The sequence below is a fragment of the Oerskovia enterophila genome (assembly GCF_001692445.1).
Classification (GTDB): domain Bacteria; phylum Actinomycetota; class Actinomycetes; order Actinomycetales; family Cellulomonadaceae; genus Oerskovia; species Oerskovia enterophila.
In genome coordinates this window covers 38,261-62,414 of sequence record NZ_MAQA01000016.1, presented here as the reverse complement: position 1 = coordinate 62,414, position 24,154 = coordinate 38,261, and the positions used below count along the sequence as shown (strand labels likewise).

The following is a 24,154-nucleotide window of genomic DNA, read 5'->3' as shown; positions in this document are numbered from 1 at the left end:
CTACCCTCCCAGCGTGGTCTCGGCGCCCACCAACGACCGTGCGGCCTGCGCGAACGCCTCGCCGCGTGCGGCGTACGACGTGAACTGGTCCATCGACGCGCTGGCGGGGGCGAGCAAGACGGTGTCCCCGGGGACCGCCAGGTCCCGGGCTCGTTCGACGGCGCGCTGCATCACCGTCCCAGTGTCACCGGGATCGACGCGGACCACGGGGACGTCGGGTGCGTGTCGGGCCAGTGCACCCTCGATCGGTGCCGGGTCGGCACCGATCAGGACCACGGCGCGCAGCCGGGACAGCCGCGCACGCACGAGCTCGTCGTAGGTCGCCCCCTTCGCGAGGCCGCCCGCGATCCAGACCACGGACCCCGGCTCGTAGGCGCCGAGCGAGGCCGAGGCCGCGTGCGGGTTGGTCGCCTTCGAGTCGTCGACGTACGTCACGCCGTCGACCGTCGCGACGCCCTGGATGCGGTGCGCCCCCGGACGGAACGCGCGCAGGCCCTCGCGGACCGCCTGCGCGCTCACGCCGTGGGCGCGCGCGAGGGCAGCCGCAGCGAGGGCGTCGGCGACCACGTGGACGGGTACGGTGCCCCCGGGGCCGGCGAGGTGGGCCAGGTCCGCGAACGTCGCGAGCTCCTGGGCGCTGCGGTGGCGCGCGGGGTCGTCGGGTGCGGCGTGGAACGCGCGGTCCACGAGGACGTCCTCGATGACCCCGAGCTGGGCACGAGCGGGTGCGCCGACCGTGAACCCGATCGCACGCGCCGCCTCCAGGACGTCGGCCTCGCGCACGAGGTGCTCCGTGCGCGGGTCGGCGACGTTGTAGACGCACGCGACCTGAGCGCGCTCGTAGACGCGCCCCTTGTCCGCGGCGTACGCCTCGAGCGAGCCGTGCCAGTCGAGGTGGTCCGCGGCGATGTTGAGGACGGCCCCGGCCTGGACCGACATGGAGTGCGTGAAGTGCAGCTGGAAGCTCGAGAGCTCGACCGCCAGGACGTCGAGCCCGGGGTCGAGCGCAGCGACGACCACGGGCGTGCCGACGTTGCCCACGGCCGCGGTCCGCAGACCGGCCGCGGACAGGATCGAGGCCAGCATCTCGACCGTGGTCGTCTTGCCGTTCGTCCCCGTGACCGCGAGCCAGGGGGCGAACGAGCCGTCCGCGCGCGGCACGCGCAGCGCCCAGGCCAGCTCGACCTCGCTCCACACGGGCACGCCGGCGGCGCGCGCGGCGACCAGCAGGGCCGACGACGGCGCCCACCCCGGGGAGGCCACGACCAGGTCGACCTGGCTCAGGTCCACACCTGACTCGTCCTGCGCGTCGGCGTCGGGGGCCGAACGGTCCACCGTGACGACCGACGCCACCTTCGCCGCGTCGCGCAGCGCCTGGACGGCCGCGCGGCCGGAGACCCCGAGGCCCGCGACCAGGACCCGGGCCTGCGCCCACGGGACGGCCAGGTCGAGCGGTGCAGCAGAGGGGACGGAGTCCTCCGGCACTAGCTGACCACCCATTCGGCGTAGAAGATCCCGAGGCCCAGCCCCGCGAACAGCCCGGCGATCAGCCAGAACCTGATGACGATCGTGACCTCGCCCCACCCCGAGAGCTCGAAGTGGTGGTGCAGCGGGGCCATCTTGAAGACGCGTTTGCCCGTCATCTTGAAGTAGCCGATCTGGATCACATCGGAGAGCACGATGAGGACGAACAGCCCGCCGATGATGACCGCGAGGATCTCGGTGCGGGACAGGATCGTCAGACCGGCCAGGGCGCCACCGAGGGCGAGCGACCCCGTGTCACCCATGAAGATCCTCGCGGGGCTCGCGTTCCACCACAGGAACCCGACGCACGCGCCCATGATCGCGGCCGCGACGATCGCGAGGTCCTGCGGGTCGCGGACCTCGTAGCAGCGCGGCCCGGCCGCCTCGATGACCTGGCAGCTCTGGTTGAGCTGCCAGATGCTCACGAGGATGTACGAGCCGAACACGATGATCGAGACACCCGTGGCCAGGCCGTCGAGCCCGTCCGTCAGGTTGACCGCGTTCGACCACGCCGTGATGAGGAAGTTGGCCCAGAGCACGAAGAGGATCAGGCCGATCGTCGCTCCCGCGAAGGCCAGGTCCAGGTTGGTGTCCCGCAGGAACGAGATGTGCGTCGACGCCGGTGTGCGGAAGTTCTCGTTGGGGAACTGCAGCGCAAGCACCGCGAACGTGATGCCCACGATGCCCTGGCCGATGATCTTGGCGCGCGGCGAGAGCCCCAGGCTGCGCTGCTTGCGGATCTTGGTGAAGTCGTCGAAGAACCCGACGAGCCCCAGACCGGTCATGAGGAAGAGCACCAGGATCGCCGAGATGCTCGGGGTCCGTGGCGTCTCCGACACGATCGAGGACACGACGTAGGACATCGCCCAGCCGATCAGGGTCGCCCCGATGATGACGACCCCGCCCATGGTGGGCGTCCCGCGCTTGGTGAAGTGCGCCGTCGGGCCGTCCTGGCGGACGAACTGGCCGTAGTTGCGACGGATCAGGAACTTGATGAACAGCGGGGTGCCCAGTAGCGCCACGAGCAGCGAGACGCACGCGGAGACGAGGATCGCGATCATGCGCGCACCTCGCCCGAGAGCTCGTCGCCCAGGCGCCACAGGCCCGAGCCGTTCGAGGACTTCACCAGGACCACGTCGCCGGGCAGGAGCTCGTCGCGCAGCAGCGCGGAGGCCGTCTCGACGTCAGGTACGAACCGAGTCTCATCGCCCCAGGACCCCTCTTGGGTGGCGCCGTCGTGGATGCCGCCGGCACCGTCACCGACCACGACGAGCAGCTTGATGTTCAATCGGACCACGAGACGCCCGATCTCGTCGTGAGCGGCGCGCGAGTCGGGTCCGAGTTCCAGCATCTCGCCCAGGACCGCGACCGACCGGCGCTCGCGCCCGGCCATGACCGCGAGCGCCTTGAGGGCAGCGCGCATCGAGTCGGGGTTCGCGTTGTAGGAGTCGTCGATCACCGTGACGCCGTCGGGACGCTGCGTGACGGCCATGCGGTGCGGGCTGATCGCGGTCGCCCCGGCCAGGCCGGCCGCGACCGCCGCCGCGTCGAGCCCCACCTGGATCGCCGCGGCGGCCGCCGCGAGCGCGTTGGAGATGTGGTGCTCGCCCACGAGGCGGAGCTGGACCGGATGGGTGACCGGCTCGGCGCCGCGCACGCGCAGGTCGAACGACGCGCAGCCCGAACGGTCCATGCCGATGTTCTCGGCACGCACGTCCGCGGTGGGGATCGTCCCGAACGTCACGACCGGGCCGGGCGCGGCCTCGGCCATCGCGACGACCCGCAGGTCGTCGGCGTTGAGGACCGCGGTACCGCCCGGGACGAGGCCCGCGACGATCTCGGCCTTGGCCGTGGCCACGGCCTCGATCCCCCCGAACTCGCCCAGGTGGGCGCTGCCCACCGCGAGCACGACCGAGACGTCCGGGGGCGCGATCTGCGTCAGGTAGGTCAGGTGACCGATGCCGCTGGCCCCCATCTCGAGGACGAGGAAGCGGGTCGAGGCGTCGGCCTCGAGCACGGTGAGCGGCAGGCCGATCTCGTTGTTGAACGAGCCGCGCGGCACCACGGTCTGCCCGTGGGGCGTCAGGAGCTGCCCCAGGAGGTCCTTCGTGGTGGTCTTGCCGACCGAGCCCGTGATGCCGACGACCTTGAGGTCTCCGGCCGCGCGCAGCCGGCGCAGGACCTCGCGCGCGAGCGCCCCGAGCGCGGTCTGGACGTCCTCCACCACGACCGCAGGGGCGTCGACGTCACGGGCCGCCAGGACGAGCGCCGCGCCGTTGCCGACCGCGACGGGGACGTAGTCGTGCCCGTCGACGTGCTCGCCGGGCAGCGCCACGAAGAGCGCGCCGGGTCCCGCGAGCCGGGAGTCGATGACGACCGAGCCGGTCACCCTCACGTCCGGGTCGGCGGCGAGCCGTCCTCCGGTCGCTGCGGCGACCTCCGCCGCAGTCAGCTCGATCATGCTCCGTGCTCCTTCGTCGTCTCGTCGCGCTCGGCCAGTGCGGCCCGCGCCTCCACCCTGTCGTCCAGGGCGTGGTCCACCCCGGCGATCTCCTGCCAGACCTCGTGGCCCCTGCCGGCGATCAGCACCGTGTCCTGCGGACCGGCCTCCCGGATCGTGTCACGGATCGCGGCGGCCCGGGGCGCGACCTCGGTCACGGTCCGCGCGGGCGTCCCGGCCGTGCCCGCGGTGCCCGTCGCGCCGTGGACCGCCTCGAGGGCGGCGAGCGCCCCGGCGAGCACCTCGGCGCGGATCGCGGCCGGGTCCTCGCCGTGCGGGTCGTCGTCGGTCACGACGACGACGTCGGCGCCCTCGACCGCTACGGCGCCCATGCGGGGGCGCTTGCCCTTGTCCCGGTCGCCCGTCGCGCCGAACACCACGTGCAGGCGGCCCGTCGTGGTGGGACGCAGCGCGGCCAGCGCGAGCGAGAGCGCGTCGGTGTTGTGCGCGAAGTCGACCACGACGCGCGGGGACGTGCCCACGACCTCCATGCGGCCCGGGACGGCCGCGCTGACGCCGCCCGCGGACTCGAGCGCGGCGCGCACGTCGCGGAGGTCGGCTCCTGCCTCGAGGACCATGGCGAGCGCGAGCGCCGCGTTGGCGACGTTGAAGCCCCCGGGCAGCGCCGTCGTCGTGCGGAGCTCCCGGCCGTCGCGGTGCCGCAGCGTGAACGCGCTGCCGGCCGACCCCTCGGCGACCACGTCGACGACCGTCCAGTCCGTGCCCGCGCCACCGCCCGCGACCGAGAGCGTCGCGACGGGGATCGTCGCGGCCTCGGTCATGCGCCGGCCCCAGGCGTCGTCCACGACGACCACACCACGACGCGCGTGCTCGGGGGTGAACAGCGCCGCCTTGGCGTCGAAGTACTCCTGGAGGTCGCCGTGGAAGTCGAGGTGGTCCTGGCTCAGGTTCGTGAAGCCCGCCACGTCGAACACGAAGCCGTCGACCCGGTGCATCGCCAGGGCGTGCGAGGAGACCTCCATCGCGAGCGTGCTCACGCCGTCCTCGCGCATGGTGGCCAGGAGCGCCTGCAGGTCGGCGGCCTCGGGTGTGGTGAGCCGGCTCGGGAGCACGCGGTCGCCCGAGCGCATCTCGACCGTGCCGATCAGCCCGCCCTTCCAGCCCAGCGCACGCAGGACGTGGTCGATCAGGTACGTCGTCGTGGTCTTGCCGTTGGTGCCCGTCACGGCGAACGTCGTCAGGTGCTCGGCCGGAGCCCCGTAGACCCAGGCGGCGACCCGCCCCAGGAGGTTGCGGGGGTCGTCGGTCACGAGGACCGGGACCCGGTGCTCGCCCGCCTCGTCGAGGAGGAGGGCGCCGTGCGGGTCCGTCAGGACGGCCCGGGCACCGCGGTCGATCGCACCGCTCGCGAAGCTCGCGCCGTGCGTGCTCGCACCGGGCAGCGCGACGAAGAGGTCACCGTCGGCAGCCACGCGGTTGTCCGAGGCGACCGACCAGATCTCGACGCCCGCGAGCGCGCCGGGATCGGCGTCGGGGGCCGTTCGTCCGGTGCCGACCGTGAGCTCGAAGGTGGTCGCGAGGTCCTGAGCGGAGTGGTGTGCGGACGTGGTGGGGCGAAGACGGTCGATCGGGGATGTCACGAGTAGAACTTACCGTGCATCACGGTCCCGACCGGTCGGCTGGTAGGCCCGGACCCGGTACTTCACGGGACCTTCACGCGTGGCCGCGGCAGGGTACGCCGAACTCCCGCTGCACCGCACGAGGGCCGGGCACGCCATGCGTGCTGCCCTGCGGGCCCGCACGGACCAGAGGCCTCGTGCGAGGCCCGGGGCGCAGGCCCGACGACGGGACGGGCCTGGGGAGCGCCCCGTCACCAGGTCGTCGGGTACGGCGCCTCGACGACCGAGCTCGGGGGCACGTTCCGGTTCTGGAGCGTGAAGCTCATCAGGTCCTTGAACACCGGCGCCGCGACCATGCCGCCGAAGATGTTGGTCCGAGGGTTCTTGAGGAAGACCGCGACCGTGTACTGCGGGTCGTCCGCGGGGGCGACGCCGATGAACGACGCCATGATGTCGGTCAGGCCACCCCCCGCCCCGACCTCCTCGGCCGTTCCCGTCTTGCCCGCGATCCGGTAGCCCCCGATCGCGGCCTCGGTGCCCGACCCCTCCTCGACGACGGCCTCCATCATGTGCAGGACCTGGTCCGCGGTCGACTCAGAGACGACCTGCGTGGTCTCCCGCTCGGGGGCCGGGACGAAGACGCCGTCGGGACCCGTCGTGCCCTTGAGCAGCGTGGGCGCGACCCGCACGCCGCCGTTCGCGATCGTCGAGAAGACGCTCGTGGCCTGGACCGCGTTGACGGCGAGACCCTGGCCGAACAGGACCGCGTACTCCGTGCGGCCGTCCCAGTTCTTCGCCGAGTCGAGGATGCCCGCGGACTCGCCCGGGAGGCCCAGGCCCGTCTTGGACCCGAAGCCGAACTTGCGCAGGTAGTCCTCACGCTGCTGCTTGGGGATGTCCTGCCCGACCATGACCGTCCCGGTGTTCGAGGACTGCGCGAGGATCCCGGCCAGCGTCATGCGCTCCATGTCGTGCGGGTGCGAGTCCTTGAAGGTCTCCCCGTTGGCGGTCGTGTAGCGGTCGTTCACCTCGTACTGGGTCGCCGGGGTCGCGAGGCCCTCCTCGATCGCGGCGGCCATCGTGATGACCTTGCCCGTCGACCCGGGCGCGAACACGTCCTTGACCGCACGGCTGCCGTCAGCGACGCGCGCGTCGGACCGGTCGTTCGGGTCGATCGCCCCCGAGTCGGCGAGCGCGAGGACCTCCTGGGTCTTCACGTCCTGCACCACGGCGATCGCGTAGTCGGCCCCGGTCTCGGCCACGGCCTTGTCGACGGCGTCCTGCGCCTTCCAGCCGATGTCCCGCACCAGGGTCAGCGCGACCGAGGACCCCGGGACGGCCTCGACGGTCTCCTGCGTGCTGCCGGGGATCCGGACCCCACCCGCTCCGCCCGCGCGCTGGAAGCTCTCGCTGCCCGGCGTGCCGGTGAGGAGGTCGTCGTAGGCCGCCTCGATCCCCCCGCGACCGACCATGTTCTCGGTCGACTCGCCCTCGCCCATGTACCCGATGATGTTGCCCGCGGTGGTTCCCGCAGGATACGTCCGGGTCGTCGTGAGGCGCGTGCTGATGTAGGCCGAGACCCCCAGCTCGGCGATCTGCCGCTGGACCTCGGGCACCACGCCCTTCGCCAGGACCACGTTCCGGTTCACTCGACCGTTGGTGCCGCTGAGCTCGGCCGCGAGCTCGGGGGCAGAACGGTCCAGGATCGGTGCGAGCAGCTTGGCCAGGCCGACGGCCCCCGTCTCCTCGACCGCCTTGCCGTCGATCGTGTGCCGCTTCGAGGGCACGAAGTTCGGGATCGTCTCCTGGTCCGCGGAGACCGTGTACCGGTCGATCGACGTGGCGAGGACCACGCCGTCGGCGTCCGTGATGTCCCCACGGTGCGCGAGCGTCACGTGGGACTGGGTTCGCGTCGCCTCGGCGCTGGCCGCGAGCTTGGGACCGATGACGACCTGCACGTACACGAGACGCCCCGCGAAGAACAGCAGGACCAGGAGCGCGACGGCCATGACCCAGCGCTGCCGCTTCTCGGGGCGCGCGGGGCTGGGCGTCGCCGCGGTCGCAGGTCGTCCCACGCCCTGACCGCCGCCGCCGGAACCGCCCCCGGCGCGCGGCGTGAGAGCGGCCGTCCGGGCGGGGGGCTTGGCACTCCTGGACGTCGTCCTGGCGACCTTGCCGGTCGCGCGGGTCTTGCCCGTCGCGGGCAACTTGTCCGTCGTCGGCACCTTGCCCGCGCCCGCCCTGCTGGTCGTGCGAGCCTTGCTCGTCGGGTTGGTCGCGGGGGCCCCGCCACCCCGGCCGCTCGGGCTCGACGTCGCTCCCGAGCCGCGACCCGTCCGAGGAACGGTCGTGCTGCGAGGTGCCGGCGAGCCCGTCGAGGTCCGAGGCACGCCTGCACGCGCTGTGGCAGAGGAGCTGCGACCCGTTCCCGGGCGGGCCGAGCCGGCGGGCTGGGCACCCGCCGTCCGGGACGACGCGGAGGGACGCGGCGAGCTCTCGCCGGTCCTGCGCCCCGTCCCACCGGTCACGGCGTACTTCCCGCCTCCGGGGCACCGATGACCGCACCGTCGGAGAGCCGCAGCATCGTGGGTGCGTCCGACTCGACCATCCCGAGCCCGACCGCGCGGTCCGGCAGCGACGTCTCGGCAGCCCGGAGCTGGGCGTCGAGGGCCTGCGTGTCCTGCTCGAGCACACCCGCCTCCGTCCGGAGCTTCGACATCTGGTACGAGCCGTTCGCCATCGTGGTGTTCAACAGCAAAGCACCCAGGAGCGCTGCAGCGAGGATCGACATGCACAGGACGAGGAAGGGAATCCGGGAACGTACCTGGAGCGGCGCACGGACCGCCTCGAGGCGCGGCCGCGAGGAGCGTCCGGCAGCACCGCCCGGGAGAGCCGTGAGCGACGCACGGCGGGCGGGAGCAGGGGCCGGCGTCGACAGAGGACGGGCCGCAGCCTGTCGTGAGCTCATGAGTGCTTCTCCCCTCGGTTGCGGTGTCGCAGGTGGTCAGGTGTGGGACGCAGCCGCTCCGCGGCCCGCAGGCGCACGGACGCGGAGCGCGGGTTGTGCTCGAGCTCGTCGGCCTGGGCCTCCTCGGCGCCACGGACGAGCAGCTTCAGGTACGGCTTGTGGGTCTCGGGCTCGACGGGCAGGCCCGCCGGTGCGCTCGACGTCGCACCTCGCGCGAGCTCGCGCTTGACGATGCGGTCCTCGAGCGACTGGTACGACTCGACGACGATCCGCCCGCCCACGGCGAGGGCCTCGACGGCCGCCGGAACCGCGCGCTCGAGCACCTCGAGCTCACCGTTGACCTCGATCCGCAGCGCCTGGAACGTGCGCTTGGCCGGGTTGCCGCCCGTCTTGCGGGTCGCGGCCGGGATGTTGGCGCGCACGAGGTCCACGAGGGCCGCGCTCCGGGTCCACGGCTCGACCTCGCGCCGACGGATCACCGCTCGGGCGATGCGCTGCGCGAACCGCTCCTCGCCGTACTCCCGCAGGATCCGGACCAGGTCGCGCTCGTCGTAGGTGTTGAGGACGTCCGCCGCCGTGAGGCCCGTGGTCGCGTCCATGCGCATGTCGAGCGGCGCGTCGTGGGCGTAGGAGAAGCCGCGCTCCGACTCGTCGATCTGCAGGGACGAGACCCCCAGGTCCATCAGCACGCCCTGGACCGCAGGCAGGCCGAGGTCTGCGATCACGTCGCCGATCTCGTCGTAGACGGCGTGCACGGCCTGGAACCGGTCACCGAACCGCGCGAGCCGCCCGGAGGCCAGCGCGATGGCCTGCGTGTCGCGGTCGATGCCGATCACCCGTGCCGTCGGGATCTGCTCCAGGACGGCCTCCGTGTGCCCGCCCATGCCGAGCGTGCAGTCGACCAGGACCGATCCCGGCGCCACGAGGGCGGGGGCGAGGAGGTCGACGCACCGTTGGAGGAGCACCGGGACGTGCCGGTCCTCTGCTCCCGCTCCTGACGTGCTGCGAGGTGTGGACATGACGCCTCCTTCCTGGTCGGTGCTCGTCGTGCTGCTCGTGGGGTGATGCATGGTCTTCGGTGTCTGCCTGTCGTGCGTCGTGCCGGTGAGACCGTTCCGCGCCGCCGGGCCAGGTCTCCCACCGCGTCCGTTCTGGCACCGGGGAAGTGCGCCAGACCGGGCGGGAGGAGGCCTCGTCCTGCGGGAGCGTCAGGTCCTCGTCGTCCAGCTCTTGATGTCGTCGTGCGGTACACAGCTCGTGCTGGTCGTGCGGTCCGTCAGAAGCGGAGGGCGGGAAGCACCTCCTCCGCCGTGGTGGCGTACCCGGCCTCCTGCTCGGCGAGGTAGGTCGACCACGCCGTGGCGTCCCAGATCTCCACGCGGGTGCCGGCGCCGATCACGGCGACGTCCCGGTCGAGTCCTGCGTACGCCCGCAGAGGGGCCGGGATGGAGATCCGTCCCTGCTTGTCCGGGATCTCGTCGCTCGCCCCCGAGAGGAAGACCCGGAGATAGTCCCGCGCCTGCTTGCTCGTGACGGGGGCCTGACGGATCTGGTCGTACATGCGTCGGAACTCGTCCATGGGCAGGAGGAAGAGGCAGTGCTCCTGCCCCCTGGTCATCACCAGCCCGGGCGCGAGCTGGCTGCGGAACTTCGCGGGGAGGATGAGGCGCCCCTTGTCGTCCAGCCGGGGTGTGTAGGTGCCGAGAAGCAGGCTCGGGGAACCGCTGAACAGCTCGCTCATCCGCCGTGCCCTCCCCTCCTGCTCCCACTTCCTCCACAGTACTCCACATGCCTCCACGAAGCCCGGGATATCACCGCCACTTCACCCCTCTTCGCACAATCTCCGCAGGTCAGACAGTGGAGGACACAGTGGGGCGCCTGGCCCCGGCACCAACGGCACCCGCGTCGTTTCCTCACGTTCGCCCGGCTCGTCCGCCCCGCTCGAGGCGTCCTCGAGCATTTCGCGATCCGGACGGGGAGGAGAGTGGGGACAATGGTCAACTAGGCTTGCGAGTCCGCACACCGAGCGTGGCCAACGGAGGTTTCTCGTGCTCACCGACTACACCTCTCCCCCGTCCCGTGACGGCCTCGATCCTCTCGGCGAGCTCGTCGAGGCGACCGGTCGGATCCGCTCCCGGATCGAGTCGGTGATCTCCGGACGACCGGAGCTCGTCCACCTCACGGTCGCGGTGCTCCTCGCGGAGGGCCACCTCCTGCTCGAGGACGTGCCCGGAGTCGGCAAGACGACGCTCGCCAAGGCGCTCGCACGCACCATCGACTGCCACGTCGGACGCATCCAGTTCACGCCCGACCTGCTCCCGAGCGACCTCACGGGCGTCAACATCTACCGGACGCAGACGCACGACTTCGAGTTCCGCCCCGGACCCGTCTTCTCCAACATCGTGATCGGCGACGAGATCAACCGTGCGTCGCCCAAGACGCAGTCGGCCCTCCTGGAGTGCATGGAGGAGGGGCAGACGACGGTCGACGGCACGACCCACCCCCTCCCCCGCCCCTTCCTCGTCGTCGCGACGCAGAACCCGGTCGAGATGGAGGGGACCTATCCCCTGCCCGAGGCGCAGCGAGACCGCTTCATGGCGCGCCTCACGGTCGGCTACCCGGACGTCGAGGCCGAGCTCGAGATGCTCGACCGCCAGGAGTCGGACACCCCGCTCGAGCACATCGACCCCGTCGTGGACGGACCGACGATCCTGCGTTTCGCGCAGGTCGCCCGCTCGGTCTACGCGTCGCCCGCCGTCAAGAGGTACGTGCTCGCCCTGGTCACCCAGACGCGCGAGCACCCCGGGCTCAAGCTCGGCGCCTCGCCCCGCACGTCGCTCCAGCTGCTCCGCGCTGCCAAGGCGGTCGCAGCCATGGCGGGCCGTGACCACGTCCTGCCGGACGACGTCCAGCTGCTCGCCCAGCCCGTGCTCGCGCACCGGCTGATCCTGTCCACCGAGTCCCGCCTGGCCGGCCACACCGCCGCCCACGTCGTGGCGTCGATCGTCGAGCGGACGCCGATCCCCGCCTACACGTCCACGGACAGCCGCTGACATGCCGGGCGCGCGCACGTCCCCACGGCGCCTGCGAGGCCTCGCCCGGGTCCGGCCCACCGTCCGGGGCAACGCCGTCCTCGGCGCGAGCGTCGTGCTGATCGCCGTCGGATCGGCCCTGGGGTTGCGCGACGTCGTGGGGCTCGGGGCCGCCGGGGCCCTCGCGGTCCTCTCGTCCTGGGTGTGGATGGCCGTGCGTCGCATCGACCGCGGCCGCGGTGCCCTCCAGGTCGGCCGCAAGGTCGAGCCCGACCCGGCGGTCCGCGGGAACCAGGTCACCACCCGGCTCGTCGTCGCCCCCGTCCAGCCGACCGCGACCGCGCTCGGGCGGCTCGCCCGCCTGCAGATCAGCGAGCAGGCCGCCGGGGAGCTCTGCGAGCAGGACGCACTGCGCGCACAGGTCGTGACGCATCCGGACCGGATCGCGGTGCGCTACCGCCTGCGCCCCCAGCACCGCGGGCGCTGGGCTCTCGGCCCCGTGCTGACGAGCCGTGTCGACGTGTTCGGCCTCGTGCGGGCGGCCCAGCCCCTGGGCGCTCCGAGCACCGTCACCGTGTGGCCCCGCACGACCGAGCTCGCGGTGCGCGGTGCGCGCGCCTTCGGTGAGTTCGCGCGATCGGCCCACGGCGCGCGGACGTCGTCGAGCGACGACAGCGTGCTGCGCGACTACGTCGCCGGTGACGACCCCCGCCGGGTGCACTGGGCGACCGCCGCCCGCCGCGGACAGCTCATGGTGCGCACCGACGAGAGCGCCGGGATGCCGCCCGTGACCGTCCTCCTCGACCGCTCGACCCTTCCCCCGCCGGGGACTGCGCGCTCCACGTCGGCGGCCGAGGACGGGGAGTGGGCCGTCGAGGCCGCCGCGTCCGTCGGGATCTCGTTGCTGGCCGCCGGTCACCCCGTCCGCCTCGTCGCCTCGACGGGCGCTCCCGCGGTCGAGGCGATCCCCTACTCGCCCGGGCGCCGCTCCGAGGGGACGTCCCAGCTCCTCGACCAGACGGTCGACCTCCAGGGCCACACGAGCCGGCGCGACGCCGAGGCCGGGCTCACCGCGACCGCCGACGCGCTGCGCAGCACCAGACGACCCGCGGAGCTGACGGTCGCGATCCTTGCGCCCCTGGGGGCGCTCGCCCGGCAGGCGGTCGCCGCGATGGCGGGCGACGGCAACCACTGGGCGTTCGTCGTCGGGCCCGCCGCCTCGCCAGAGCTCGACGAGTCCCTGGCCGCGCTGCGCGCGACGGGCTGGCACGCCGTGCACGTCGACCCGCAGCTCACATCGATCGACCAGGCCTGGGACAGGCTCATGGAGGAGCACCGGTGACCACCCCGACCGTCAGCACCCGGCGCGCCGACCTGTCGCGGACCACGGCCACCACCGTCCTGGTCCTGGTCGCGACCGTCGCGTCCTTCCACGCCCTGACAGTGCTGATCGGGCCCGGGCCGTGGACCCGCACCGGTAGCTCCTTCCTGCTGGTCCTCGGACTGGTCACGTGGGCGACCCGCGCTCTCCTCGAGACGCGGCCCTCCGCGTCGGTGGCACGCGCACGCTCGCTCGTCCCCACTCTCGCAGGCCTGCTCGTCGGCGTCTGGGGCCTGCTGGCCCTCTTCGGAGGGGTCACGTCCCGAGGGATCGACCTGGCGATCAGCAGCGCGAGCCTCGACAGGGTGCTCGCTCGGTTCGCGGCCGGTCGACAGCTCATCGCCACCGAGACCTCACCGATCGAACCGTCGTTCCCCCTCGTCCTCATCGCGGTCGGCGGTGCCGCGCTCGTCTTCCTCCTGACCGACCTGATAGCGGGTGGTCTGCGGCTGCCCGCCGCCGCCGGCCTGCCCCTGCTGGCCCTGTGGATCCCTCCGCTGGTCATCGAGGGCTCGGTCCCGCCCGTCGTCTTCGTCGTCACGGTCACGGCCCTGCTCCTGCTCGTCGCCGTCGACAACCCGCATCGGGCCGTCCGCCGGACCACGACCTCCGCCTCGAGCGTCCGTCCCCCCGACCGCGCCACCCGCGCGCTGCGCGCGAGCACCACGCTCGCCGCAACGCTCGCGATCGCCCTCGTCGCCCTCGTCGCGGGATCCGCTGCGGGCGCGCTCCCCCAGATCGTCCGGTCACCGTGGACCGCCTTCTTCACGAGCGCGGGCCCCACCGTGCGTCTGGCCAGCGACCTCGACATGGAGAGCAACCTCAAGGCCCGCTCGGAAGAGGTCGCCCTCACCTACGAGTTCCCCGAGGACCGGGCCAACGACACCAGCAGCACGGACGTCGGTCCCCTGCGGATGTTCACCCTGACCGGGTTCGACGGGCGCAACTGGCGACGTGGTGACACCCGCCAGGGTCCCCAGGTCGAGGAGTCGAACATCCTGTGGCCCGACGACGCGGGGATCGGCGGCGTCGGTGAGCCCCGCCAGGTCGACGTCACGCTCCGGACCCTGCGCGACGAACGGCTCGTCCTGCCGACCGAACCTCGAACGATCACCGCCCCGGGCGAGTGGTTCTACGACGACGCCCGCGACGAGGTGACGGGCAACGAGGCGACCGAGCCGGGGATGGAGTACTCCTTCGTCGTCCACCCGCGCGACCTGACCGCCCAGGCGCTGCGCACCAGCGAAGGTGGTGACCTCGACGACCCGAACCTGCTCGAGGTCCCGGCCTCCTCTCACCAGGAGGACATCCGCGCCCTCGCCACCGAGATCACCGCGGACACGAGCAACCGCTACGACGCGGCCGTCGCGCTGCAGTCCTACTTCCGTGACGGGAGCCGGTTCACCTACTCGACAGAGGTCCCGGACGGTCAGACCGACGACACGGTGTGGAACTTCCTGCAGGACCGTCAGGGCTATTGCGTGCAGTTCGCGACCTCGATGACGATGATGGCCCGATCCATCGGGATCCCCGCGCGCATGGCCGTCGGCTTCCTGCCCGGCGAGCGGACGACCGACAACCTCTTCGAGGTCACCGGCAAGGACTCGCACGCATGGCCCGAGCTCTACTTCCCTGGTCAGGGATGGGTGCGCTTCGAGCCGACACCGGCCGTCCAGGCAGGTCCGGTCCCCTCGTGGGCCGACCCTCTCCTCGCCTCCAACAACGCGCCGGCACCGGCGGACCCCGGCGATGTCCCGACGAACGCCGCGACCCCGAACGCGCTCAGCACCACGGCGCCGACGACCGGGCCCGTTCCCGACGTCAGCGGTGGGACCGGTACTGCGCAGGACGGCGGGCAGCGGACCTGGATCATCGGCGGGAGCGTGCTGGTCGTGCTCCTGGTGCTGTCAGGGCTCGCGTGGCTGATCGCGCGCCGTCGTACCGCCCCCGACCCCACACCGGACGTCGAGAGCACCTGGGCGGAGCTCACCGAACAGCTCGCAGACCTGGACATCCGCTGGTCTTCCTCGGCGACGCTGCGCAACGTACCGGCGCTCGTGGTCGCTCAGGTGGTCGCCCGCACGGGAAGGCAGCTCCCCGTCGCGACGACCGACGCCCTGGTCACGCTCACGTCAGCCGTCGAGGCCCAGCGCTACGCCCGGACCTGGCAGCCCCCCGCTCCGGAGACACTCGCCTCGCTGCTCGAGCAGGTGGTCTCCGGTGTCCGCGAGGGACTCAGCGACCGCCCTGCTCACGTCGACGGTCCCAGCGCTCTTCCAGTCGGGTGAGGAAGCCCTGACTGGGAGGTGAGGTCTTGGTCGCTCCGCGGGGCGGTGTGACCTTCCCGTCTCCGTCGACGACGCCCACCGGGCCGCTCGCGCGCTTGCGCGGTGCCGAGAAGGCGAAGGCCACGCCCGCGAACATCACGACGAACCCCGCGACACCGAGCCAGGGATTGGCTGTCGCCGCACCCACGACCAGGAGAAGGAGTCCGCCGACCACGCCGATCCCGGCCGCGACGTAGCGCAGGCCGGACTTGCGGGGCGTGGACTGAAGCGTTGTCGCCAACCGCGGATCATCCGAGGTCAGCGCTCTTTCCATCTGTTCCAGTACGCGCTGCTCGTACTCAGACAGAGGCATGGGCACCCCCGGGTGTCGGCAGTTGAAGTGTGTCCCTCTCAGGATAGATCGACATCTGCCCTGGTGGTAGTCGAGCGTCGACGGGTGGACGCCGGACCGATGGAATTCACCCCGAAACGGTCACGGATCCGGTCGAGCGTCTCCTCGGCAGCACGGCGCGACCCCGCTTCCTCCTGGACCGCCTCGTCGAGCGTGGGCTGGAGCACCGACGTGCTCCGGGGCTCGAGGTTCTCCGCCCGCACCCCGACGAGCCGCACCGGGAGTCCCCGCCGGTCGACCGACTCCACGAGCTCGCGGGCCACCTGGTGGATCTCCTGCGCGACGTCCGTCGGGGCGCGCAGCGTCCTCGAGCGCGTGAGGGTCCGGAAGTCGGACGTGCGGACCTTGACGCTGACGGTCCGCGCGACGAAGCCCTGGTGCCGCAGCCGCGCGGCGCAGCGGTCGGCGAGCCCCAGCAGCGCCGAGCCGATCACCGCGGAGTCGTACAGGTCGTGCTCGAAGGTCGTCTCCGCGCCGATGCTCCGTTCTGCACGCCCGGGCTCGACGGGACGTGGGTCCCTGCCCCACGCGAGGTCGTGGAGGTGTGCACCCGCAGCCTTGCCCACGGCCGCCTGCACGGCCGAGACCTCGGTGTCCGCGAGCTGCGCGACGGTCGTGATGCCCCAGTCGGCGAGCAGCTTCTCGGTCCGTTCCCCCACGCCCCACAGCGCGCCGACCGGAAGGGTCCGCAGGAACGGCACGGTCGCGGCGGCGGGGACGAGCATCATGCCGTCGGGCTTGGCGTGCGTCGAGGCGAGCTTCGCGACGAACTTGGTCGTGGCGATCCCCACCGAGCACGTGATGCCGACCTCTGCGTGCACGCGCTCCCGAAGATCCCTCGCGATCGCCGTGGGCGCCCCGAGCCGACGCCGGGCCCCGCTGACGTCGAGGAACGCCTCGTCGATGCTGATCTGCTCGACGAGCGCCGTGACCTCGTGGACGATCTCCATCACCGCACGCGAGGCCTCCTGGTACGCCAGATGGTCAGGGGGGAGCACGACGGCCTGCGGGCACAACCTCCGGGCGAGAGCCATGGGCATGGCCGAGTGCACGCCGAAGGCACGCGCCTCGTACGTGGCTGCGAGGACCACGCTGCGCTCCGACCCGCCGACGACGACGGGGCGCCCGACCAGCTCTGGCCGACGGCGGAGCTCGACCGATGCGAAGAAGGCGTCCATGTCGACGTGCAGGACGGAGCACCCGGTCTCGTCGGTCCCCCAGTCCCGGTGCGCCTGGGCAGAACGCGGGCCGCGGCTCACAGGACGCCCGCCCGCTCGAGAGCGCGCCGGCTCGTCACGAGGCCACGACCCGGAGCGTGGGGTGCCGGACGAACCCGGCGTCCGGGTCGATGATCATCGCGACCTCGTCGCGGAAGTCCTCGGCGCAGACCATGATCTCCTCGGCACGCCGAGGGTCGACCGCGTCGAACCTCCCGGCGTCGACCGCGGCCCGGATGCGCGCCCCACCCGCGAAGTAGACCGACCATGCCGCGAGACCGGGCTCGACGACGGCCAGGAGGTCCCAGACCGAGCGGGCTCGGGAGCGCGAGGAGGGCTTGCCGCGCAGCGCGACGACCGCCGCGGCAGCGCGCAGCGCGCCGAGGTGGGCGTGGACGAACCGCTCTGCGGGGTCCGCTGCGAGGCTCGCTGCGATGATCTCCGCATCAGCGCGCGCGAGGAGCCGAGCGACGTCAGGGGCGACCGCACCCGGCGAGACCCTGTGCTGCGTAGTCATCTCAACACCTCCGAAGTCAACTATCGAACACCTGTTCGAGGAAAGTCAATCCGTCCGGGTGGGCGTCGTCTGTCGTCCGGCGCCGACCCGGCGGCGCGATGCCCCTACGGTGGACCCATGCCTCGCAAGTCCTCCCGACGGACGTCCCGTCGCTCCTCAGCATCCACCTCGGCACCCACAGAGCCGTCCCCGGCCCCTCGGCGGACCCGAGGGGGCACCCGCCCGCGCGGCGCGGAGAGCGTCCACGAGCTCCCGGCGGGCGAGATCCCGACCTCGACCGGGACGGCCGAGCTGGTGCCCGACCCGGACGGCAGCACGGGAGTGACGCTCATGGTCAACGGCGTGCCCAGCTCCCACCTGGACCTCGCCGACCCCGGCCTCCTGACGTTCGAGTACATGCAGCAGATGGCCGCGGTCCTGGGGGCCCTCCCGGCGGGGTCGCTGCGCGTCGTGCACCTGGGCGCCGCAGGGTGCACGCTCGCGCGCTACGTCGAGCACGAGCGACCGGACTCGCGCCAGATCGCGGTGGACCTCGACGCCGACCTCGTCGCCCGCGTCCGCGAGTGGTTCGCCCTTCCCCGCGCACCCCGGCTCCGCCTGCGCGCCGGAGACGCCCGGGCAGAGCTCGCGACGCTGCCGGACGCGAGCGTCGACGTCGTCGTGCGCGACGTGTTCGCGGGCGACACCACCCCGGCGCACGTCACGACCGTCGGCTTCGTCCGCGAGGCGCTGCGCGTCCTGCGCCCTGGCGGGGTCTACCTCGCGAACTGCGCGGACCGTCCGCCGCTCGCGCTGGTCCGCAGGGAGCTCGCGACCGCCGTCGCAGCGCTCGGCCGCGCCTCGGGGGGCGCCCGTGCGCACGACCAGGTCGGCTTGATCGCCGAACCCGGTCAGCTCAAGGGCCGCCGCTACGGGAACCTCGTCCTCGTCGTCGTGCGGCCCGTCGACGACACGGCCTCCGTCGGCGACGACCGGGTGGCCCGCGACGACCCCGCCGACGCGCTCGACGAGGCCGCACCGTTCGGGCTCGACGACCCTGGCCTGGCGCGCGCGCTGCGCAGCCTGCCGGTCCCCGCCACGCTGCTCACCGGGGACGAGGTGCGACGCTTCACGGGCACGGCGGTGCCGCTCGAGGACGCCGTCCCGCTCTCCGCGCCCGACGACGCCACCCACCCGGGTGCGCCCGCTGCGGTCCCGCGCGACGCCGTCGGGCCTGGGACCACATGACACCGGAGGCCGCACCCTGCAGGGTGCGGCCTCCGGCTCCGGTTCGCGAGAACCGGGAGAAGATCAGGGAGATCAGAGCGGGCGGACGTTCTCCGCCTGCGGGCCCTTGGGCCCCTGGGTGATCTCGAACTCGACACGCTGAGCCTCTTCGAGCGACCGGTAGCCCTGGGCCTCGATCGCCGAGTAGTGGACGAAGACGTCGGCTCCGCCGTCGTCCTGGGCGATGAACCCATAGCCCTTCTCAGCGTTGAACCACTTCACAGAACCCTGCGCCATGCTGTTCCTCGTACCTTCTGTCCAACCGGGGACATCCGCGAACGGACCCTTCGCCCGTTCATCGAGCCGTCGCAGCCGGACCCGCGACCCGCTCCGCGTGGTTCCGGTCGTGGCGACCGCCGGCTGGACAGGCACGACCCCGGCGGACCGGGATCCTGCTGCGTCGACACCGGTTCACGCGAAGGCATGTCTCGAGCACGTCACTGCAACGAGACCTAGTTTTGCACGGTCAAGGTGAGGTTCGCCACGTCAAACGCCGGGAAATACCGTGATTCGTCCCCACAACCTCCGCAGAACCTCCGCGAGGGACCGTCACTCGCCACCCTGCTGGGCGAGGAAACGCTCGAACTCGGCCCCGAGCTCGTCCGCCGTCGGGATGGGAGCGGAGTCCGCGAGCAGGCTCGTGCGGCCCACCGACCGGGCGAACGCGTCGTACTGCTCCTCGAGCGCACGCACCACGGCCGTGACCTCCTCGGACTCCGCCATCTGCCGCTCGACCTCCTGGACTGCCTCCTGGGACGCGTCCGCGAGCGCCGCGACGCGCAGGTCGAGACCCGTCGACCGCTGGACGTTCTCGAGCGCGACGACCGCCGCCGGCGGGAACGGCGACTGCGCGAGGTAGTGCGGGACGTGCACCGTGAAGCCCAGGGCGTCGTGCCCCGACTCCCCGAGACGCAGCTCGAGCAGCGCGGCCAACGAGCCCGGGACCTTGACCGTGCCGAACCACGACGTGTGGTCCTCGATCAGCTCGCGCCGGGTCGCGTGCGCGGTCACCGAGAGCGGACGCGTGTGCGGGATGCCCATGGGGATGCCGTGGAATCCGACGACGAGCGAGACGTCGAACCTGTCCACGAGCTCGCGCAGCGCGGCGACCACGCGCTCCCACTGCAGGTCCGGCTCGATACCGTGCAGGAGCAGGAAGCCCGTCCCCTCGGCGTCGCGCACGTGGTCGATCGCAAGGAACGGCTCGTCGTACGAGGCCCACCGGTCCGCGTCGAAGACCATCGTCACGCGCTTGGAGCGGTAGTCGAGGAGCTGGTCCACGTCGAACGTGACCAGGCGCGTGACCTCGAACTCCTCGAGCAGGTGCTCGACCGCGAGGTCGCCGGCCGTGCCGGCGTCCACGAACCCGCGCACCGAGTGCAGCAGGACCGGGCCGACCGCGCGGAGCGAGGCCCCCTCCTGTGCATGCGTCGCCGCGGGCAGGACGCGCGCCACCGCGGCCTCGTCCACCTCGTAGATCCCTCGTGGGTCCAACACCAGCTGCTCCTCCGTCGTCGTGCGATCCGTACCGCCCGCCCCGGGCGACGAGCCACGAGGACCGTCCCGGTCCACGCAGGCCGCTCGTCGGCGGTTCGATCAGGACAACACCACGCACCGTCGGAACCTTCCCGGGCCGGGACCTCGGTCCCGACGACGGGCGAGCCGTGCCGGCACGGGGCACAGGGCACAGGGCACAGGGCACACCGAGGCCGTACCGGCCGGGGCCGTGCCCCGGGTCGGTCAGCGCCCGGGGAGACGCACCACGGTGACGAAGAAGTCGTCGATCTGACGGACCACGTCGATGAAGCGGTCGAAGTCGACCGGCTTGGTCACGTAGGCGTTCGCGTGCAGCGAGTAGGAACGCACGACGTCCTCCTCGGCCTCGGACGTCGTGAGCACGACGACGGGGATCTGGCGGAGGGCCGGGTCCGACTTGAGCTCGCCCAGGACCTCACGACCGTCCATGCGCGGAAGGTTCAGGTCCAGGAGGATCAGGTCCGGGGTCGGCGCGTCCGCGTACTCCCCCTCCTTGCGCAGGAAGGCCATCGCGCTGACGCCGTCGCTGACGACCGAGAGCCGGTTCGTGAGCTTGTGGTCCTCGAACGCCTCGCGCGTCATCAGGACGTCGCCCGGGTCGTCCTCGACCAGCAGGACGTCGATCACCTTGTGCCCGTTGCTCATGCCGTGTGCCCCGCAGTCCGTCGTCCCCAGGTCGCCCCGGTCCTCCGGGGCCACGCCGCGAGCCTAGTCGACGAGCTGCCGCACACGTCGCAGCACGTGGCGGCACGTCGCAGGGCTCCGTCGGCTACGGCGCGTCGTGCGAGGGCCGCTGGGCGGCGGCAGAGGGGTCGTAGGCGTGCGCGATCGTGAACCGGACCGTCGTCCCGCCGCCCTCGGTCGGCTCGAGCCAGATGCGCCCGCCGTGGTACTCCACGATCCGCTTGCACAGCGCGAGGCCGATCCCCGTCCCCTCGTAGACGTCCTTGGGGTGCAGCCGCTGGAAGATGACGAAGACCCGTTCGGCGTACTGCGCGTCGATCCCGATCCCGTTGTCGACCACGCTGAGCTCCCACGCGCGCTCGCTCGCCCGGACCCCGACGTGGACGACCGGCGGACGCTCCGGGTCGCGGAACTTGATCGCGTTGCCCACGAGGTTGACGAAGAGCTGTTCGAGCAGGGCCTTCTCGCCGCGGACCGTGGGGAGCGGGTCGTGCGTCACGACCGCGCCCGTCGTGGCGATCTTGTCCTCGAGGTCGGACAGGGCCACCGCGAGCGACTTCTCGAGGTCGACCTGGACCCGTTCGGTCCCGGTCCGTCCGACGCGCGAGAACCCGAGCAGGTCCTGGATGAGCCGCTGCATCCGCTTGGCCCCGTCGACCGCGAACTCGATGTACTGGTCCGCACGGTCGTCGAGCTGTCCGCCGTACCGCTTCTGCAGCAGCTGGGTGAACGACGCGACCTTGCGCAACGGCTCCTGGAGGTCGTGCGAGGCGACGTAGGCGAACTGCTCCAGGTCGCGGTTCGAGCGTTCGAGCTCCTGGGCCTGGGCAGCGAGCAGCTCGTGGGAGAGCTCGACCTCCTCGTGCGACGCACGGATCTCGGCCACCTGGCTCACGAGCTCCTGGCGCATGTGCTCGATGTCGATCGCGAGCGCCCCGATCTCGCCCGGCGCGCTGACCGCGACCGGCTGCCGCAGCCGACCGCCGCTGACGACGCGCACCTGGTGCGCGAGCGAGGTCACGGGCTCGGTGATCCACCGCTTGAGCACGCTCCACAGGACCGCGCCCACCAGCAGCGCGGCCAGGACGAGGACGAGGACCGACCCGAAGAGCACCTGCGTCCAGCTCTCGAGCTCCTCGACCTTCTCCGCCCGGACGGACCGCAGGACCGTGATGTAGTCGCCCGTCGCGACCCGGGCGTCGTCGAACAGACGAGCGCCCTCGAGCTTGTCGTCGGTCGTCACGGCCTCCGGGCCGCCGTCCTGCACCTTCTGGACGGACGGCACGGCGTACCCGAGGGCCCACTCGTGGATGGCCGTCGACGCCCTGTCGAGGGCGGCCGCCACCGGAGGTGAGACCGCGAGCACCTCCGACGTCGCCTCGTCGTGGAGGGACACCGACCCGTCCGAGCCGACCGAGCGCTCGAACGGCTCGAGGTTGACCTCGACACCCGTCGCGAGGAAGGCCCGCACCGACGACTCGGCGTCCACGAGCGAGATGTACGCCGTGTCCGCCTGGGTGATGGCCGTGAAGTAGGGGTTGGTCACCTCGTCCTGGATGCGCACGACGTTGAGGAGAGCAACGACCGAGGTCACGAGGACCGCGAGCAGGATCGCCGCGGCGACCACCAGCAGGACACCGAGGCGGCGCCGCAAGGACGCGCCCTGCGGCGCTGTCCCCGCGAGGATCTCGGGCTCCCTCTCGGTGTCCGCGCCCTGTGCCGTCGACTGCCCTGCCGTCACTGCGACCACTCGTCGGAGTCCGCGAGGGTCGCGGTCCGCTCGCCACGAGCCGCCTGGTCCGGCCCGCCCCAGCCGACCACGAGGACCGCCGCGTCGTCGGCCAGGGGGCCGCCGTGCAGGTCCCGGACACGGCGGAAGACCCGCTCGACGAGCCCTTCGCCCCCGTGCGCGATCTCGGTGTCGACCGCAGCGAGGAGCCCAGCGACCCCGAGCCGCTCCCTGCGTCCCGGAGCCCCGGGGACGAACCCCGTCCCCGGGATCGCCGGGTCCTCCGCCAGCGTCGCCTCGATGAGTCCGTCGGTGTAGAGCATGAGCGCCCAGGGCGCCTCGAGCTCCACGTGCTCGGCGCGCCAGCCCCCGCCCACGGGGATGCCGAGCGCCCGCCCGCGCGACGCCGTCGGGAGCTCCGAGCAGGACTCCTGGAGAAGCAGCGGGGGCATGTGCCCCGCGAGGTAGAGGTCGACCCCGGACCGGTCGGCGGAGATGACGACCTGGCACAGCGTGACGAACACCTCGGGGCGGGCACCCTCGGGCACCAGGACCCGCTCGACCAGCGGCAGGATCTGGTCGGGGGCGACGTCCGACAGGACGAGCGTGCGCCACGCCGTGCGCAGCGTCGCGCCGAGAGCCGCCTCGTCGGGTCCGTGCCCCGCGACGTCACCGATCAGGCACAGGACGCTCCCGTCGCTGCGCTCGACCGCGTCGTAGAAGTCGCCGCCGAGCAGCCCGTTGCCTCCGGGGATGTAGCCGACCATGACAGCGATCCGCTCGTCGGAGACGAGCGCCTTGGGCAGGAGGGCGCGCTCGAGGCGAGCGGTCTCCGCGGCCCGGACCTCGCTGCGGTACAGCGCACGCTGCTGCTCCTTGGAGCGACGGCGCTGCACCGCGTACCGGACCGATCGACCGAGGAGATCACCGTCGACCTCTCCCTTGACCAGGTAGTCGTCGGCGCCTGCCGCCACGGCCTGGACCCCGAGGTCGATCCCGGTGTGCCCGGTCAGGACCACGAGGGCCGGCGGGTTGGGTCGAGACTGCAGCCGTTCGACCGCGGACAGACCCACGGCGTCGGGCAGACCGAGGTCCAGCAGGATGCAGTGCACGTCGTGCTGGCCGAGCTTCTCCAGCGCCTCGTCGAGCGCGGTCGCCCGGTGCAGCTCGACGTTGACGCTCGCGTCCTCGAGCAGCTCCTCGACGAGGATCGCGTCCCCGTCGTCGTCCTCGACGAGCAGGACCCGCAGCAGGTCCTCGGGCGAGAGGACCGCGGGGGCACCGTCCTGAGCACGGGGCGGCACGGGGTCAGTCACCACGACGTGCACTCCCCACTCTCGCCATGGTTCCCGATCGTAGAGGACAGCGCTGCCTCGCGGTGGGATGCGGGCGCGCCTCCTGCGCCGCCCCACGTGCGGGGGCGCCCGCACGACCGGGTCCGGGCGGCCCGGACCCTCGCCCGTCCCCCCCTGTCCGACGCGCCGCCCCTCCCCGGTCCGCCCGCGGTCCGCGCCTCGGTCGGATGGCCCCCGGGACCGCCC

At 72.4% G+C, this 24,154-nt stretch carries 20 protein-coding genes; 4 read left to right on the top strand and 16 right to left on the bottom strand.

Annotated features, from left to right (window positions below):
* The 8 genes from murD to mraZ form a co-directional block, all read right to left on the bottom strand.
* On the bottom strand, positions 1-1,500 hold the full coding sequence (murD, locus tag OERS_RS08470; protein ID WP_083201322.1) for a UDP-N-acetylmuramoyl-L-alanine--D-glutamate ligase: 1,500 nt from the start codon (positions 1,498-1,500) through the stop codon (positions 1-3).
* Positions 1,485-2,585: a phospho-N-acetylmuramoyl-pentapeptide-transferase gene (gene mraY / locus OERS_RS08465; protein ID WP_056648845.1), complete on the bottom strand. Its 1,101-nt coding sequence runs from the start codon at positions 2,583-2,585 to the stop codon at positions 1,485-1,487. Before mraY ends, murD begins: the two co-directional genes overlap by 16 nt.
* Complete coding sequence (locus OERS_RS08460; RefSeq protein ID WP_068625439.1) at positions 2,582-3,985, bottom strand: UDP-N-acetylmuramoyl-tripeptide--D-alanyl-D-alanine ligase; 1,404 nt, start codon at positions 3,983-3,985, stop codon at positions 2,582-2,584. Before OERS_RS08460 ends, mraY begins: the two co-directional genes overlap by 4 nt.
* Positions 3,982-5,625, bottom strand: coding sequence for a UDP-N-acetylmuramoyl-L-alanyl-D-glutamate--2,6-diaminopimelate ligase (locus OERS_RS08455; RefSeq protein ID WP_068625438.1), 1,644 nt, complete (start codon positions 5,623-5,625; stop codon positions 3,982-3,984). Before OERS_RS08455 ends, OERS_RS08460 begins: the two co-directional genes overlap by 4 nt.
* Before the next feature lie 230 nt (positions 5,626-5,855).
* Positions 5,856-7,994: a penicillin-binding transpeptidase domain-containing protein gene (locus OERS_RS08450; RefSeq protein ID WP_068625437.1), complete on the bottom strand. Its 2,139-nt coding sequence runs from the start codon at positions 7,992-7,994 to the stop codon at positions 5,856-5,858.
* Between the two features lie 134 nt (positions 7,995-8,128).
* Entirely contained in the window at positions 8,129-8,572 is a 444-nt protein-coding gene (locus OERS_RS08445) for a hypothetical protein (protein ID WP_068625436.1), read from the bottom strand.
* Positions 8,569-9,591, bottom strand: coding sequence for a 16S rRNA (cytosine(1402)-N(4))-methyltransferase RsmH (rsmH, locus tag OERS_RS08440; protein WP_068625435.1), 1,023 nt, complete (start codon positions 9,589-9,591; stop codon positions 8,569-8,571). The genes OERS_RS08445 and rsmH overlap by 4 nt, the downstream gene beginning before the upstream one ends.
* 257 nt (positions 9,592-9,848) lie before the next feature.
* Positions 9,849-10,283 (bottom strand): division/cell wall cluster transcriptional repressor MraZ, encoded by a 435-nt coding sequence (gene mraZ / locus OERS_RS08435; RefSeq protein ID WP_056649048.1) that lies wholly within the window; start codon positions 10,281-10,283, stop codon positions 9,849-9,851.
* 337 nt (positions 10,284-10,620) lie between these two features.
* On the opposite strand from mraZ, the gene OERS_RS08430 reads away from it, so the two are divergent.
* From OERS_RS08430 to OERS_RS08420, 3 genes are read left to right on the top strand one after another with little or no spacing between them, the layout of a single operon-like run.
* Complete coding sequence (locus OERS_RS08430) at positions 10,621-11,625, top strand: AAA family ATPase (protein WP_068625434.1); 1,005 nt, start codon at positions 10,621-10,623, stop codon at positions 11,623-11,625.
* 1 nt (position 11,626) lies between these two features.
* Positions 11,627-12,946, top strand: coding sequence for a DUF58 domain-containing protein (locus tag OERS_RS08425; protein WP_068625433.1), 1,320 nt, complete (start codon positions 11,627-11,629; stop codon positions 12,944-12,946).
* Positions 12,943-15,273 carry a transglutaminase family protein gene (locus OERS_RS08420; protein WP_068625432.1) on the top strand — a complete coding sequence of 777 codons (2,331 nt, stop codon included), beginning with the start codon at positions 12,943-12,945 and terminating at the stop codon, positions 15,271-15,273. The genes OERS_RS08425 and OERS_RS08420 overlap by 4 nt, the downstream gene beginning before the upstream one ends.
* Here OERS_RS08420 and OERS_RS08415 read toward each other — a convergent pair.
* The 3 genes from OERS_RS08415 to OERS_RS08405 are packed head-to-tail and all read right to left on the bottom strand — an operon-like array spanning position 15,221 to position 17,398.
* Positions 15,221-15,625: a DUF3040 domain-containing protein gene (locus tag OERS_RS08415; RefSeq protein ID WP_068625431.1), complete on the bottom strand. Its 405-nt coding sequence runs from the start codon at positions 15,623-15,625 to the stop codon at positions 15,221-15,223. The two genes, OERS_RS08420 and OERS_RS08415, sit on opposite strands and share 53 nt — an antisense overlap.
* A 38-nt stretch (positions 15,626-15,663) precedes the next feature.
* Positions 15,664-16,923 (bottom strand): DNA polymerase IV, encoded by a 1,260-nt coding sequence (locus OERS_RS08410; RefSeq protein WP_056648826.1) that lies wholly within the window; start codon positions 16,921-16,923, stop codon positions 15,664-15,666.
* A 34-nt stretch (positions 16,924-16,957) separates the two neighbouring features.
* Positions 16,958-17,398 carry an SAV_6107 family HEPN domain-containing protein gene (locus OERS_RS08405; protein ID WP_068625430.1) on the bottom strand — a complete coding sequence of 147 codons (441 nt, stop codon included), beginning with the start codon at positions 17,396-17,398 and terminating at the stop codon, positions 16,958-16,960.
* A gap of 117 nt (positions 17,399-17,515) precedes the next feature.
* Between OERS_RS08405 and OERS_RS08400 the strand changes: the two genes are divergently transcribed.
* A complete protein-coding gene (locus tag OERS_RS08400; protein ID WP_083201321.1) occupies positions 17,516-18,625 on the top strand; it encodes a spermidine synthase in 1,110 nt (369 codons plus the stop codon).
* A 72-nt stretch (positions 18,626-18,697) separates the two neighbouring features.
* On the opposite strand, the gene OERS_RS08395 is transcribed toward OERS_RS08400, so the two are convergent.
* From OERS_RS08395 to OERS_RS08375, 5 genes are all read right to left on the bottom strand, one after another.
* Positions 18,698-18,901: a cold-shock protein gene (locus OERS_RS08395; RefSeq protein ID WP_056648823.1), complete on the bottom strand. Its 204-nt coding sequence runs from the start codon at positions 18,899-18,901 to the stop codon at positions 18,698-18,700.
* A gap of 312 nt (positions 18,902-19,213) precedes the next feature.
* On the bottom strand, positions 19,214-20,161 hold the full coding sequence (locus OERS_RS08390) for a proteasome assembly chaperone family protein (protein WP_068625452.1): 948 nt from the start codon (positions 20,159-20,161) through the stop codon (positions 19,214-19,216).
* Between the two features lie 243 nt (positions 20,162-20,404).
* Positions 20,405-20,845 carry a response regulator gene (locus OERS_RS08385; protein WP_056649045.1) on the bottom strand — a complete coding sequence of 147 codons (441 nt, stop codon included), beginning with the start codon at positions 20,843-20,845 and terminating at the stop codon, positions 20,405-20,407.
* A gap of 124 nt (positions 20,846-20,969) precedes the next feature.
* The gene (locus OERS_RS08380; protein ID WP_231907691.1) at positions 20,970-22,625 is read right to left on the bottom strand and encodes a sensor histidine kinase; all 1,656 of its coding nucleotides are present in this window, start codon (positions 22,623-22,625) and stop codon (positions 20,970-20,972) included.
* On the bottom strand, positions 22,622-23,932 hold the full coding sequence (locus OERS_RS08375) for a PP2C family protein-serine/threonine phosphatase (protein ID WP_083201325.1): 1,311 nt from the start codon (positions 23,930-23,932) through the stop codon (positions 22,622-22,624). The genes OERS_RS08380 and OERS_RS08375 overlap by 4 nt, the downstream gene beginning before the upstream one ends.
* Positions 23,933-24,154: the final 222 nt, after the last annotated feature.